This is a genomic window from Rhodobium gokarnense, assembly GCF_025961475.1.
Lineage (GTDB): Bacteria > Pseudomonadota > Alphaproteobacteria > Rhizobiales > Rhodobiaceae > Rhodobium > Rhodobium gokarnense.
On the sequence record NZ_JAOQNS010000004.1, the window covers coordinates 394275 to 408218 of the forward strand.

Annotated in this window: 12 protein-coding genes; 8 read left to right on the plus strand and 4 right to left on the minus strand. The window is 65.9% G+C overall.

Annotation, left to right across the window (positions count from 1 at the left end; translation table 11 throughout):
* Positions 1 to 40 precede the first annotated feature (40 nt).
* The 4 genes from M2319_RS09470 to M2319_RS09485 all read right to left on the minus strand — a co-directional run bounded on the left by M2319_RS09470 (position 41) and on the right by M2319_RS09485 (position 4470).
* Complete coding sequence (locus M2319_RS09470; protein WP_264601209.1) at positions 41 to 862, minus strand: carbohydrate ABC transporter permease; 822 nt, start codon at positions 860 to 862, stop codon at positions 41 to 43.
* On the minus strand, positions 855 to 1781 hold the full coding sequence (locus tag M2319_RS09475) for a carbohydrate ABC transporter permease (RefSeq protein ID WP_264601210.1): 927 nt from the start codon (positions 1779 to 1781) through the stop codon (positions 855 to 857). The genes M2319_RS09470 and M2319_RS09475 overlap by 8 nt, the downstream gene beginning before the upstream one ends.
* 110 nt (positions 1782 to 1891) lie before the next feature.
* Positions 1892 to 3229, minus strand: a complete 1338-nt coding sequence (locus tag M2319_RS09480; RefSeq protein WP_264601211.1) for an extracellular solute-binding protein — start codon at positions 3227 to 3229, stop codon at positions 1892 to 1894.
* A gap of 131 nt (positions 3230 to 3360) precedes the next feature.
* Positions 3361 to 4470, minus strand: a complete 1110-nt coding sequence (locus M2319_RS09485; RefSeq protein WP_264601212.1) for a LacI family DNA-binding transcriptional regulator — start codon at positions 4468 to 4470, stop codon at positions 3361 to 3363.
* A 135-nt stretch (positions 4471 to 4605) separates the two neighbouring features.
* Between M2319_RS09485 and M2319_RS09490 the strand changes: the two genes are divergently transcribed.
* The 8 genes from M2319_RS09490 (at position 4606) to M2319_RS09525 (ending at position 13700) form a co-directional block, all read left to right on the plus strand.
* The gene (locus tag M2319_RS09490) at positions 4606 to 5265 is read left to right on the plus strand and encodes a nucleoside/nucleotide kinase family protein (RefSeq protein WP_264601213.1); all 660 of its coding nucleotides are present in this window, start codon (positions 4606 to 4608) and stop codon (positions 5263 to 5265) included.
* 427 nt (positions 5266 to 5692) lie between these two features.
* Positions 5693 to 7294: a septal ring lytic transglycosylase RlpA family protein gene (locus M2319_RS23170; protein ID WP_319801774.1), complete on the plus strand. Its 1602-nt coding sequence runs from the start codon at positions 5693 to 5695 to the stop codon at positions 7292 to 7294.
* 166 nt (positions 7295 to 7460) lie between these two features.
* Complete coding sequence (locus M2319_RS09500) at positions 7461 to 8627, plus strand: D-alanyl-D-alanine carboxypeptidase family protein (RefSeq protein WP_264601214.1); 1167 nt, start codon at positions 7461 to 7463, stop codon at positions 8625 to 8627.
* Between the two features lie 140 nt (positions 8628 to 8767).
* On the plus strand, positions 8768 to 9436 hold the full coding sequence (gene tmk / locus M2319_RS09505; RefSeq protein ID WP_264601215.1) for a dTMP kinase: 669 nt from the start codon (positions 8768 to 8770) through the stop codon (positions 9434 to 9436).
* A complete protein-coding gene (locus M2319_RS09510) occupies positions 9429 to 10514 on the plus strand; it encodes a DNA polymerase III subunit delta' (protein ID WP_264601216.1) in 1086 nt (361 codons plus the stop codon). Before tmk ends, M2319_RS09510 begins: the two co-directional genes overlap by 8 nt.
* A gap of 38 nt (positions 10515 to 10552) precedes the next feature.
* A complete protein-coding gene (gene metG / locus M2319_RS09515; protein ID WP_264601217.1) occupies positions 10553 to 12115 on the plus strand; it encodes a methionine--tRNA ligase in 1563 nt (520 codons plus the stop codon).
* Complete coding sequence (locus M2319_RS09520; protein WP_264601218.1) at positions 12115 to 12894, plus strand: TatD family hydrolase; 780 nt, start codon at positions 12115 to 12117, stop codon at positions 12892 to 12894. Before metG ends, M2319_RS09520 begins: the two co-directional genes overlap by 1 nt.
* Positions 12891 to 13700, plus strand: a complete 810-nt coding sequence (locus tag M2319_RS09525; RefSeq protein WP_264601219.1) for an MBL fold metallo-hydrolase — start codon at positions 12891 to 12893, stop codon at positions 13698 to 13700. Before M2319_RS09520 ends, M2319_RS09525 begins: the two co-directional genes overlap by 4 nt.
* Positions 13701 to 13944 lie beyond the last annotated feature (244 nt).

A 13944-nucleotide genomic window follows, 5' to 3' on the forward strand; every position in this document is an offset into this window, starting at 1 on the left:
TGGGTGTTTTCCTTTCGACGAATGGCCGGGGCCCTGGGCGTCAGTCCTTGACGGCGCCCATGGTCAGGCCGGAAACGATGTGCCGCTGCATGATCAGCGTGAAGATGATCGGCGGGATCGCCTGGATGACGGAGGCGGCGGCGACCAGCTCCCAGAAGGTATTGCCCGTCGTCACGTAGGACGAGATGACGACCGGGAAGGTCTTGGCCGCGCGGGTCGTCAGGAACAGCGCCATCAGGAGTTCGTTCCAGGCGAAGATGAAGACGAAGGTGGCGACGGTCGCGATGCCGCTCTTGGAGACGGGCAGGGCGACCTTCAGGAACGTTTGCGTCCAGGAGCAGCCCTCGAGCTGCGCCGCCTCGATCAGCTCGCGCGGGACCCGGCGGAAGAAGGACATCGCCACCCAGACGGCGAACGGGATGTTGAAGCCGGCATAGACGATGATCAGCGCCCAGATCGAATCCAGCATGCCGAAGCCGTTGAAGACCATGTAGAGCGGCACGCCGGCGGCGATCGGCGGCATCATCCGGGTCGACAGGATCCAGTCGGCGAGGAAGTTGCGCCCGCGGAAGCGGAAATTGGTGAGGCCGAAGGCGGCGGGCAGGGCAAGCACGACGCACAAGATGGTGGCGCCGACCGTGACGATGACCGAGTTCAAAAGGTACGGCCAGTCGTCCTTCAGCATGGTCACGTAGTTGTCGGTGTAGGTGAAGTCCGGGACCCATTGCGGCGGGATCGAGAAGATGCCCGACACGGTCTTGAAGGAGGCCAGGAACATCCAGACCATCGGCGCGACGAAGATCAGCGTGATGATGAGCGCGCCGATGAGCGGCAGGATGGTGGACCGGGTGCGTCTAGTCATCTTCGGCGCTCCGCAGGTATTTCACCGTGATGGCGGTGATGATGACGCTGGCAAAGAGGATGACGACCGCCGCGGCCGAGCCGTAGCCGACCTGGAAGTACTGGAAATCCTGCTTGTAGGCGAAGAAGGTGACGATCTCCGTCGACGAGCCCGGGCCGCCGCGGGTGGTCACGTAGACGATGTCGAAGAGCCGCAGATTGTCGATCACCCTGAGGATGATGCCGACCAGGACGATGCCGCGGATCGCCGGGATCTCGATCCAGGCGGCGATGTGGTACCACTTGGCGCCCTCGATCTCGGCCGCCTCATACTGCTCGGCCGGGATCGACATCAGCCCTGCGAGCATCAACAGCATCATGAACGGCGTCCACTGCCAGGAATTGATCAGGATGACAGTGGCGAGCGCCAGGCTCGGATCGCTGAACCAGCCGAGCGGCGAGATGCCGATCTCACCGAGCAGGAAGTTGGCGATGCCGAGATTGGGATTGAAGATGTAGGAAAAGATCAGGCCGATGCAGATCGGCGTGATCATCATCGGCACGATCGATGCCGACCTGAGGACCGCGCCGACGCGGGTCTCGCGCAGGGAAAAGAACACTTTTGCGGCAAAGAACCCGATCAGGATCTCCACCGTGATGGAGGAAACCGTGAGCACCGCGATGTTGCGGCAGGCATCGAGGAACAGGCTGTCGGTGAAGAGTTCGGCGTAGTTGTCGAAGCCGATGAAGCGCATGCGGTGCAGCTTCGTCAGCTTGGCCTGGTGGAGGCTCAGATAGACCGAATAGACGAACGGAAAGATCGTCAGCGCCACCAGATAGACGCCCGCGGGAACGAGGAACATCAGGCGTTCCATGCGCTCCTTGCTGCGGGCCAGCCGGCGGCTGGCGGGACGGGCAATGGCTGTTTCGCTCGCCGACATCGGGGTTTCTCGTTCTGCCGGGCCCTTTACGGGCGCGTCTCCTCAGAGGTGTTCGGGGGTGGCGGACGCGAGGGGTGCCTTCCCCGCGTCCGCCTGTCATGCATGCCGGGTTATTTGAGGATGCCTTCGGATTTCAGCATCTCGGTCACCTCTTCCTGGGCCGTGTCCATGGCCTCCTGCGGGGTCGCTTCGCCGATGATCGCGCGATTGACCTGCAGGCCGATGGCATCGATCATTTCAAAGGTCAGCGGATGGCGCGGACGGCCTTCCGTCCAGGCCGTCTTGGCCGCGGTGTAGAGTTCCTTGGTCCAGGGCAGCTTTTCCTGGATTTCCGGATCCTGGAAGGCCGAGTGCCGGCTCGGAACGCCGCCGATCATCGCCCATTCCTTGTGGATCTCGGGGCTGGCGAACCAGCGCATGAAATCCCACGCGGCTTCCTTGTTCTTGGAGTGCTTGTTGAGGCACATGATCCAGCCGCCGACGGGCGGAACGGTCTTTTCGCCCTTGGCGTGGGGCATCTGGGCCGAGGCCCATTTGCCGACGATGTTCGACTTGGCCGGATCGCTGAGGCCGGGCGTGCGCACCGACCAGGCGTTGATCATGGCGACCTTTCCCTGCGCGAAGGCGTTGAAGCGGTCGTCCCACTGGTACTGCTCGCCGCCCGGAGGCCCGTAGGCCACCATGTCGTGGAAGAACTTCACCAGCTCGACGGATTTTTCCGAGTTCAGGAGCGGGGTCTGGTCGGCATAGGGCTCTTCGGAGCCCGGATAGTTGCTCTCCCAGGGCTTGCCGCCGGCGGAGTAGATCCACTCGAAATACTGCTGGCCGGCCGCGGCGCCGCGGCGGTTGTTCATGGCGTAGCCGGACATGCCCGGATAGTCCGGGTTGTTGGTGAAGAACTTCGCCGCTTCCATCGTCTCCTCGAACGTCTCCGGCACCTTCAGTCCGGCCTTGTCGAAGAGATCCTTGCGGTAGTGCATGACCTGCCAGTAGGCGCCGACGGGCAGGCAGTAGGTCTTGCCGCCCCATTGCGCCTGGCCGGCGATCGAGCCGACGAAGTCGTCCCAGGCGATGATCGCCGGGTCGGTGTCGCCCCACAGATCCTCGACCGGCTCCAGGCAGTCGGCCTCGACGAACTCGCCGACCCAGATGCCGTCGATGAACAGCACGTCATACTGGTCGTCCTGCTGCGAGCAGCCGAGGATTTCCTTTTCGTGCAGCGGGTCGTAGCCGAAGCCGTCGGTCGTCACCTCGGCCCCGGTGAGGCCTTCGAACTTCGACTCCATCTTGCGGATCGCCTCGATATAGGGATCGTTGACGACCATCATGTTGATCGACTTGCCGGAGTGATCCCCGAGCAGGGAATCCCAGTCCGTTTCGGCGACAGCCGGCGCTGCGGCAAGGACAACCGACGCCGCCACCGTTGCCATTAGCAATTGTTTGGTCATTGCTTCCTCCGATTGTTGGGCGCTCGTCATCGGCCTTGCGATCGCGCCCGCGTCGACAAAGCCTCTCCGTTCGCGGCAAAGGCCGCGTCGGGCATTTCTGAAGGACTCGGTTTTCGTGTGGTGCCGGCGCGTCAGGCGCCGGGTTTTATGCCCGTTCCCGCATCGGGGCGGGCCATCTCCCTGACATTGTCTTGGTCGTTTCCATCGCTTGCATTGCTGGTTTCTTGCCCCTTGGGCCCGATCGCCGCGGCGGATGCGCGGACGATGAGCTCGCAGGACAGGTAGACCCGCATCGGCGGACAGGTGTCGCCGCCGATGCGGCTGCGCAGGCGCGACCAGATGGCCTGGCCCATCGCCTGAATCGGTTGGCGGATGGCGGTGATCGGCACCGATCGTGCGCACATCCATTTGTAGTCGTCGAAGCCGATCACCGACATCTCGTCCGGAATGCGGATGTTGCGGCCGACGAGGGCGGTGAGGACGCCGAGGGTGGTGAAATTGGTGAAGCCGATGATCGCCGTCGGCCGCTCATGGCCGTCGAGCCATTTCGACAGGCGTTCGGAGGCGACCTCGAAGGTGAGGCCGGTCTCCAGAACCTCCGGCGCGGGGGCACCGGCCGCCTCAATGACCCGGGCGGCGCCGGCGCAGCGCTCGCGCATGTTGCCAAGGCCGAGGACGGAGGCGGCGAGGAGAATGCGGCGGTGACCGAGGTCCAGCAGATGGCGCGCGGCCATCGCTCCGGCTTCCTCGTTGGCAACGGAAACCGTGTCGGCCTGCGGGCTGTGGGTGACGCGGTCGGCAATCACATAGGGAACGCCCGCGCGCTCGATGAGGTCGCGGTTGGGGAAGCGGTCGGTGGAGGGAATGACGACGATGCCGGCAGGGCGCCAGGCAAGGATGGCGGCGAGCCGCGAGCGCTCGGTCTCCTCGTCGTCATTGGAATTGGCGACGATGATCTCGTAGTTCTCCTGGCTGACGCAGCCTTCGATCGCGGAAACGATGGAGGTGAAGAACGGGTTGTCGAGATCGGGAACGAGAACGGCTATGATCTGCGCCTTGCCGGTGCGCAGTTGCGAGGCGAGGCGGTCGGTCTGGTAGCCAAGCTCCGCGGCGACCTTGCGGACGTGGTCCGCGAGATCCTTGTTGACGGGCTTGCGACCGGTCAGGACGTTGGACACGGTTCCGGGGGAAACCCCGGCCTTCTTGGCCACGTCGCGGATCGATACCGGCTTGTCGGACATTTCCTCTCGCTTCGTTTCGCCGCTTGATCACGGTCTAGAAAAACGATTTACTGAAAAACGTTTTACAGTACCGTAGTAAAGGACGCAAGGCGGAATCCGACATGGCGCCTTGCGTTACCCTGACGGAGACGGACGATGGGCCTCGGGAACACCGAAACGATCGCTTTTGAGGACCTGGTGGAACGCTTGAAAACGCGCGGCGGCGCGGGCGGCCGGCTGCTCGTTGCGCTCGCCGGTCCGCCGGCGGCGGGCAAGTCGACGCTCGCCGATCGCCTCGCCGATGCCCTCAACGCTGCGGCGCCGGAAAGCACGGCTGTCTTCGGCCTCGACGGCTACCACTTCGACGACATGGTGCTGGAGGCCCGCGGCATGCGGGCGCGCAAGGGCGCGCCGGACACCTTCGACGTCGCCGGCTTCGCCCACATGCTCGCCCGGCTGAAGGCGAATGCGGAAGAGGAGGGGATCGCCGTTCCCGTCTTCGACCGGGACCTGGAAATCGCCCGGGCCGGGGCGCGGATCATTCCGCAGTCCGTCCGCACCCTGATCGTGGAGGGCAACTACCTGCTGCTCGACCGGCCGCGCTGGCGCGACCTTGCCGCGCTGTTCGACGTGACCGTCGGCCTCGACTGCGATCTGGCCGTCCTCGAAGCACGGCTCAAGCAACGCTGGGAAAGACTCAGTTCTGCCGAGGCTGCGGCCAAGATTGCGGACAATGACCTGCCCAATGCGCGCCTCGTGGTTGGCGAAAGCATGGCTCCGGACCTCAGGATTGCCTGCGACCCATCGTCTTCCTAATGGCTCGCGGACGCATTTTTCCGGGGTTCTCGGTGCGGATGCGTCAAATTCTTCTCAAATTGGGCCGAAAGACCACATTTGTGCCGTTTTTTGACCTGAAGCGGAGCAGTGTCGACGGGTCGTCCGGCAAAGTTCGACGCGACCTTAACGATGATGTAAGAGTCCTCGTGGATGTTGAGGGTTGGATGCACGTGTGGGGAGGCATCCGACGCTTGATACCCGACGCGCCCGGACGTGGCGCATCTACCGCAAAGCGGATGGCAACGGTGCTGTCGGTTTGGCGGGACGCGACAAGCGGGTCAGGCGTTCCGTAGGCCGACACAGCGTATTGAGTAAGGGCGGCATGCGTCACGGCATCAACGACCAGTCAGCGGCAGCGCCGGCGGGCTTCGATCCGCTTGGGGCAGGGCGATTCGCAAAGCTTCCGGTGAGGATCCTCCTGGTCGTTGCGGTCAGCGCCATGGTCGCCGCCTGTGCCACCGACAACAAGGGCAGCGGCAAGCGCTCCAAGGAATATTTCTCCGAAAAGAAGTATGGCGTGAAGGCGAGCCCGCGGGTCGCCAGGAACGGCAAGAAGATCCGCTCCGGCGGCGGCCGCTACCTGGTCGGCAAGCCCTACAAGGTCGCCGGCAAGTGGTACAAGCCCCGGAAGGTCCGCAAATACACCAAGACCGGCTACGCCTCCTGGTACGGGTCCGCCTTCCACGGCCGGCTCACCGCCAATGGCGAAGTCTACGATATGAACCGGCTGTCGGCGGCCCACACCACCCTGCCGCTGCCGTCCTATGTCCGCGTCACCAATCTGAAGAACGATCGCTCGGTGATCGTGCGCGTCAACGACCGCGGCCCGTTCCACGGCAAGCGCGTGATCGATCTGTCGAAGCGTACCGCCGATTTGCTCGATTTCCGGCATAGCGGCGTCGCCAAGGTCAAGGTCGAATATGTCGGCGATGCGCCGCTGGAAGGCCACGACCACGCCATGCTGATGGCGTCCTATCGCGGCCCGGGCCAGACGGCGCCTGGCGGCACCTTCCCGGGCACGATGATCGCGAGCGCGACGCCGAAGACGCCGGCCGCCGCCGAGGTCGCGACGCCCGCAAGGCCGACCCCGCCGGTGATGCTGGCCCAGGCGCCGGTGCCCAAGCCGCGTCCGTTCTGGGCCGCGACCGCGCCGGTCGAGGTCGCGTTCGATCCGGCGTCCGCCTTTGCCGCCGGCGATGGCGTCATGGTCGCCTCGCTTGAAACCCCCGTTACCTCGCCGACGGCCGAGCCCGCCGGTGCCGCACAGAGCGCCGTCACCGGCACCTACAGCCCGGACGACAGCCGGCCGGATGCAAAGGTCGCCCTTGCCGAGAACGCCGCCGACGATGCGCGCCGCGTGCGCACCGTCACCTATCGGATGCCTGGGCAGGACAGGGTCGCGACGCCGCAGCGCGCTGCCGCGCCGGTCCAGCGATCCGAGCCCGTGCGCGTCGCCTCCAATCCGATCAATCTGCAGCCGCAGCAACCGGCCCGCCAGGTGCGCCAGGCCGTTTCCAACGACACCGGCCTGCGTCTGCGTCGCAGTTCCGCGCCGGTGCCGCCGGCCCCGGTCGGCGCGACGCCGCCCGCCAATGTCGGCGGTCCCTTCGTCCCCGTTTCGGCCGATGCGTCCAGCGCCGTCTTTACCGCCGGCGGCCTCTTCTACGCCCGTCCGGACCGCATCGAGGCCGGCTACCAGGTGATCGCCAGCGTCGCCGACGGTTCCGTGCCGCTCAGCACCCTGGAAGCCCGCATTGCCGCTGCCGGCCAGCGCGCCGTCGCGGCCCGGGCCGACATCCGCCTCGGCGTCTTCCGCAATCCGCAGAGCATCGCCAAGCTGGAGCGCGGACTTGCCCATCTCGGCCGCATCGACCGGCGCACCGTCACCGCCAATGGCGAGGCGCTGACGCTCCTGTCGCTGACCGAGATCAAGGCCGGCGTTTCGACCGATGACGCCATTGCCGCCGCCGAAAGGCTCGGTGCCGCGGGCGCCCATCCGGTGCGCTGAGCAGGGCCCTGCCTGGTCGCGGCGTCGATTGCAGCCCCAATTGCCGATTGACTTATTCCGCCGGATTTCGTTCAAAACGGACGGGGGCAGTCGGTATAAGTGCGGGTGAGCGGTGCCGTTTTCTTTTCATGGAACGCCGCGGCGTGGTCGGATAGCGGGCCGGGGATTGCGTCCCGGTTGTCGTTTCGTTGCCGTCCTTGCCGCCTTTTGCCTGATCCTTTCCGCGCATGGTCCGAGCCTGGCGCAGCCGATCGAGACGGTCGCCGAACAGGCGATCATCATGGATGCGGAAAGCGGCGCCATTCTTTTTGAAAAGAATGCCGAGGAGCGCATTCCGCCGGCCTCGCTGACGCTGCTGATGACGGCCGAGACCGTCTTCGACATGATCAAGCGCGGCCAGCTCAGCCGCGACCGGGAATTCAAGATCAGCGAGCATGCCTGGCGCACAGGCGGCGCGCCGGCCGGCGGCACCACCATGTTCGCCGAGCTCGGCTCCATGGTGCCGGTGATCGATCTCCTTCGCGGCGTCATCATCCAGATCGCCAATGACGGGGCGATCGCCCTTGCCGAGGGCATCGCCGGCTCGGAAGCGGCCTTCGGCGAGCAGATGACGCTGAGGGGCCTGGAAGTCGGCATGACCGACTCCAATTTCGTCAATCCGACCGGCTACGAGGACCCGAAGAACTACTCCACGGTCAAGGACCTCGCCGTCCTCGCGCGCCATGTCATCCGCACCTATCCGGAGCTCTACAAGCTCTTTGCGCAGCAGGAATTCACCTGGAACGACATCACCCAGCGCAACAAGAACCCGATGCTGACCATGTCGTCGTTCCAGGTCGACGGCCTCGTCATCGGCGGCACCAGCATCGACCGGCTCGGCATGGTGACCTCGGCAAAGCGCGGCGACCTCAGGCTGATCCTCGCCTTTTATGGGCTGCCTTCCAAGGCGGCGCGGCTGAAGGAGGCCAAGGCGCTGCTCGACTGGGCGTTCGGCTCGTTCGAGGCGGTGCGGCTGTTCGAGGCCGGAGAGACCGTCGGCGAGGCGCGGGTCTTCGGCGGCGAGAAGAGCTATGTGCCGCTGGTCGGCGAGGGAGCCGTCATCGCCTTCCTGGAAGAGAACGTCGTCAAGGGATACCACGGCCGCATCGCCTATGAGGGCCCCGTCGTGGCGCCGGTGGAAAAGGGCCAGCCGATCGGCAATCTGGAAATCGTCCGTGACAAGGCGGTGGTCCAGAAGATCCCGCTCTTTGCCGGCGAATCGGTCGGCATCGGCGGCTTCCACGGCAAGGCGTTCGATGCGTTGATCGAAGCCGTCGCCGGGCTCTGGTACTGACGTCGCCGCCGGCATTCCTCGGCAAAAAAATATTCCGTTCGCGCACGATCCCGGACTGGGGCTTTCCTCGCGCGCCCGTTCGGTCGATATAAGGGCTGAACGCGCGTGGGCGCACATCGCAGATATCGGGACCCAGCCAGGTGGCCGGAACGTTCATAACCTTCGAAGGCGGCGAGGGCGCCGGCAAGTCGACGCAGATCCGGCGCCTTGCCGCGCGGCTGGAAGGACTCGGCCTTGAGGTCGTGACGACCCGCGAGCCGGGCGGCGCGCCGGGCGCGGAGGCGATCCGCGAGGTGCTGCTCTCCGGCAAGGCGAAGGCCCTCGGGCCGCTCGTGGAGGCAACGCTCTTTGCCGCCGCGCGGATCGACCATGTGGCGAACAGGATTCGCCCGGCGCTCGATCGCGGCGCGGTCGTGCTCTGCGACCGCTTCACCGATTCCACCCGCGTCTATCAGGGCGACGGCGACGGGGTCGATGCGACGACCGTGGCGGAACTGGAGCGCATTGCCGTCGACGGCGTCCGTCCGGACCTCACGCTCGTCCTCGACCTGCCGGTGGAGGTGGCGCTAGAGCGGATTGCGACGCGCCGGGGCGACGAGCATCCCGATCGCTTCGAGGGCGAGGCCGACGTCGTCCATCATCGCCGCCGCGAGGCGTTCCTGTCGATCGCGAAAGCCGAGCCCGACCGCTGCGCCGTTATCGATGCCTCGGGCGACGAAGAGACGGTGGCTAATCGCATCTGGGAGACCGTCGCGGCGCGCCTCGATCTTCCCACAGAGAGCCATCCTGCGGAGGCCGGCCATGGCTGATGCCGTACCGCTCGACGCCGACGCCATCGACGATGTGCCGCATCCGCGGCAGCAGCAGCGGCTTGCCGGCCAGGCGCATGCCGAGACCGAACTGCTGGACGCCTACCGCTCGGGCCGCATTCACCACGCCTGGATTCTCTCCGGCACCCGCGGCATCGGCAAGGCGACGCTCGCCTTCCGGATGGCGCGCTTCGTGCTCGCCCATCCCGATCCAAAGGCGGCGGCGGTCGCGGGCGCAAGAGACCTCTCCGTCGCCCCGGACGTCCCCGCGGCGCGCAAGGTCGCGGCCGGGTCCCATCCGGATCTTCTGCACCTGCGCCGGCCCTATGACGACAAGCGCAAGCGTTTCAAGACCGAGCTTCCCGTCGACGAGATCCGCCGCACGGCGTCCCTGTTCGGCACGACGGCGGGAGAGGGGGGCTGGCGCATCTGTATCGTCGATGCCGCCGACGACATGAACGCCAACGCCGCCAATGCGCTCCTGAAGGTTCTCGAAGAGCCGCCGCCGCGGGCGCTGTTCCTCGTCGTCTCGCACAATCCCGGCCGGCTCCTGCCGACGATCCGCTCGCGCTGCCGCAAGCTGGCGCTCGACCCGCTGGCGCCGGAAACGATCGCCGGCGAGCTGCAGGCCCTCGGCCTTGCCGGCGGGCTCGACGAGCGCACGCTGCACCGGGTCGCCGTGCTCGGCTCGGGGAGCCTCCGCCGTTCCGTCCTTCTCCTGCGCGCCGACGGCGTTGCGCTCTGGGATGCCTTCGAGGACATCGCCCACGGCCTGCCGAAGATGGACCGGGCGGCGATCCACGCCCTTGCCGACCGGGTCGCGGCGCGCGATGCCGACGACGTCTTTGCCACCTTCAAGGACATCGTCCGCGACTGGCTGACGGCGCGGGTGCGCGACGGGGCGGCCGCCGGCGCCTCGGCCGGCGACCTCATTGCCTGGAGCGAGGCCTGGGAGACCATCAACCAGGCCAACCGCACGGCCGCCGTCCTCAATCTCGACCGCAAGCAACTGGTGCTCGATACCTTCCGGACCCTTGCGGAAGCGGCCCGAAATTCGCTATCTCCCCAGTCGACCTAGCGCTGCACAAGCGCCGACCTCCCGAAAGTTTTCCGCCAATGAGCGACCAACAGACATTCTACATCACGACGGCCATCTCCTATCCGAACGGCGCGCCCCATATCGGCCACGCCTATGAGGTGATCGCCACCGACACGCTCGCCCGCTTCAAGCGGCTCGACGGCTACAATGTCCGGTTCCTGACCGGCACCGACGAGCACGGCCAGAAGATGATCCAGACGGCGGCCAAGCACGGCATGTCGGTGCGCGATTTCGCCAACCAGCAGGCGCCCCTGTTCCAGGAGATGGCGCGGGTGCTGACCTGCTCCAACGACGACTTCATCCGCACGACGGAAGAGCGCCACACGCGCTCCACCCAGGCGATCTGGCAGGCGATGGTGGACGCGGGCGACATCTATCTGGACAAATATTCCGGCTGGTACTCGGTGCGCGACGAGGCCTATTACGCGGAATCGGAAACCACCGTGACCGACGACGGCGTGCGCATCGGGCCGCAGGGCTCGCCCGTCGAATGGGTGGAGGAGGAGAGCTACTTCTTCCGGCTGTCGAAATATGAGCAGCCGCTCCTCGACCACTACGCCGCCAACCCGGATTTCATCGGCCCGGACGAGCGGCGCAACGAGGTCGTCAGCTTCGTGAAGGGCGGGCTCCGCGACCTCTCCGTCTCGCGCACGACCTTCGACTGGGGCATCCCGGTGCCGGGCGATGAAAAGCACGTGATGTATGTCTGGGTCGACGCGCTCACCAACTACATCACCGCCGTCGGCTATCCCGATACGCAGAGCGACCTCTTCGCGACCTACTGGCCGGCGAACGTCCATGTCATCGGCAAGGACATCCTGCGCTTCCACGCGGTCTACTGGCCGGCCTTCCTGATGTCGGCGGGTGTTGCCCTGCCGAAGCGGGTCTACGCCCACGGGTTCCTCTTCAATCGCGGGGAGAAGATGTCGAAGTCGGTCGGCAACGTCATCGATCCGCATTCCCTGGTCGCGGCCTATGGCGTCGACCAGCTCCGCTATTTCTTCCTGCGCGAGGTGCCGTTCGGCAAGGACGGCAACTACAGCCACGACGCCATCGTCAACCGCATCAACGCGGACCTTGCCAACGACCTCGGCAATCTCGCCCAGCGCTCCCTGTCGATGATCGCCAAGAACCTCGGCGGGGTGCTGCCGGAGCCGGGCGCCTTCACCGGGGACGACACGGCGATCCTCGATCAGACCGATGCGCTGCTCGACAAATGCCGGGCCGCCATGGACCGCCAGGAGATCCATCTGGCGCTCGGTGAGGTCTGGCAGGTGGTCGGCGAGGCGAACCGCTATTTCGCCGCCCAGGAGCCCTGGGCGCTGAAGAAGACCGATCCGGAGCGGATGGGGACCGTGCTCTATGTGACGGCCGAGATCATCCGCCAGGTGGCGATCCTCGCCCAGCCGGTGATGCCGACGTCCTCAGAGAAGCTGCTCGACCTTCTGGCGCTCAGTGCCGACGAACGGACCTTCGCGACGCTCGGCGCTAGCGGCCGGCTGAAGGCCGGCACAGAGCTGCCGAAACCGCAGCCGGTCTATCCGCGCTATGTCGACGAGATCCCGGACGAGGAGAAATGATGCTCGTCGACAGCCACTGCCATCTTGATTTTCCTGATTTCGCCGAGGAGCGCGACGACGTGGTCGCCCGCGCCCTCGACGTCGGCGTTGCCCGCATGGTGACGATTTGCACGCGGGTCCGCCAGTTCGATGCCGTGCGGGCCATAGCCGAGACCTACGATCCGGTCTACTGCTCGGTCGGCACCCATCCGCACAATGCGGCGGAGGAACTGGACGTCACCACCGAGCATCTCGTGCGCATGGCCGAGCACCCGAAGGTGGTCGCCATCGGCGAGGCCGGGCTCGACTATTTCTATGACCATTCGCCGCGCGAGGCGCAGCAGCAGAGCTTGCGCGTCCATATCGCGGCGGCGCGCGAGACCGGGCTGCCGCTCGTCATCCATTCGCGCGATGCCGACGACGACATGATCGCGATCCTGACGGAGGAGATGGGGAAGGGGGCTTTCCCGGCCCTCCTCCATTGTTTCTCGTCCGGGCGCGCGCTTGCACTCGCCGGCATCGACCTCGGCCTCTACGTCTCGTTCTCCGGCATCCTCACCTTCAAGAAGTCCGAAGAACTGCGCGCGATCGCCGCCGAACTGCCGCGCGACCGGTTGCTGGTGGAGACCGACGCGCCGTATCTGGCGCCGGTGCCGAACCGGGGCAAGCGCAACGAGCCGTCCTTCGTTGCCCATACGGCCAAGGTGCTGGCGGAGACGGTCGGCGCCACCGAGGAAGAAATCGGCGCGGTGACGACGGAGAATTTCTTCCGGCTGTTTTCCAAGGTGCCGAGGGTTTGAGTGAGTATGTCTTCACGCTGCTCGGCTGCGGGGCGTCGCCGGGCGTGCCGCGCATCGGCAACGACTGGGGTGCGTGCGACCCCAAGAACCCGAAGAACACGCGGCGGCGGAGCGCGCTCCTGATCGAGCGGCGGACGGGCGATGCCGTGACCTGCGTTCTCGTCGATACGGGGCCGGATCTTCGCGCGCAGATGATCGATGCCCATGTCGCCTGGGTGGACGCCGTCTTCTACACCCATCCGCATGCCGACCACATCCACGGCATCGACGACCTCAGGGCCTTTGCGATCAACCACCGGCGCCGCGTCGACGTCTATATGGATGCGGAGACGGCGGAGCGCGTGCGGGGCGGCTTCGACTATTGCTTCCGCATGCCGAAGGCCTCGAACTATCCGCCGATCCTGGAAGAGCACCGGATCCGCGCCTTTGAGCCGGTGACGATCGACGGGCCGGGCGGCGCGATCGAAATGCAGCCGTTCCTGCAGGTGCATGGCAGCATTCCGTCGCTCGGGTTCCGGGTCGGCGATTTCGCCTATTCGACGGACGCCAGCGACTTCCCGGAGGAGACGCTGCCATACCTTGAGGGCCTCGACAGCTGGATCGTCGGGGCGCTGAGGTACAAGCCGCATCCGAGCCATTTTTCGGTGTCCGAGGCCGTCGACTGGGCGCAAAGGCTCGGCCCGCGGCGGACGATCCTGACGCACATGCATGTCGACCTCGACTACGAGACGCTGTCGGCCGAACTGCCGGACGGCATCGAGCCGGGCTATGATGGCCTGACGATCGTGCGCCCGGCGGACGACTGATCGGGACGCGCTCCGGTCGGACGGACTTATCACCGCTGCGCCGGACGGCGTTATGATGGTCGGGCGGACGGTTTCGGCACGGCGGCTCATCGGCTGCTCGTCGGTGCCATCAGGCAACGGCGCTGTCGGGGGACCGGTGGACGCCTCGGCATTGATCAGACCCGAACAGCCCGAATGCCCGTCTTTCCCATACAAAAATATTCCATAATATATCTTATGCGAATCATGTGTGGGCAGCGGGAGG

Bases quoted from the DNA above. Each gene is read 5' to 3' on its own strand.
- M2319_RS09475 (WP_264601210.1), bottom strand. From the start codon at position 1,781: ATGTCGGCGAGCGAAACAGCCATTGCCCGTCCCGCCAGCCGCCGGCTG.
- M2319_RS09485 (WP_264601212.1), bottom strand. From the start codon at position 4,470: ATGTCCGACAAGCCGGTATCGATCCGCGACGTGGCCAAGAAGGCCGGG.
- M2319_RS09520 (WP_264601218.1), top strand. From the start codon at position 12,115: ATGCTCGTCGACAGCCACTGCCATCTTGATTTTCCTGATTTCGCCGAG.
- M2319_RS09490 (WP_264601213.1), top strand. From the start codon at position 4,606: ATGGGCCTCGGGAACACCGAAACGATCGCTTTTGAGGACCTGGTGGAA.
- metG (WP_264601217.1), top strand. From the start codon at position 10,553: ATGAGCGACCAACAGACATTCTACATCACGACGGCCATCTCCTATCCG.
- M2319_RS09480 (WP_264601211.1), bottom strand. From the start codon at position 3,229: ATGACCAAACAATTGCTAATGGCAACGGTGGCGGCGTCGGTTGTCCTT.
- M2319_RS09470 (WP_264601209.1), bottom strand. From the start codon at position 862: ATGACTAGACGCACCCGGTCCACCATCCTGCCGCTCATCGGCGCGCTC.
- M2319_RS09510 (WP_264601216.1), top strand. From the start codon at position 9,429: ATGGCTGATGCCGTACCGCTCGACGCCGACGCCATCGACGATGTGCCG.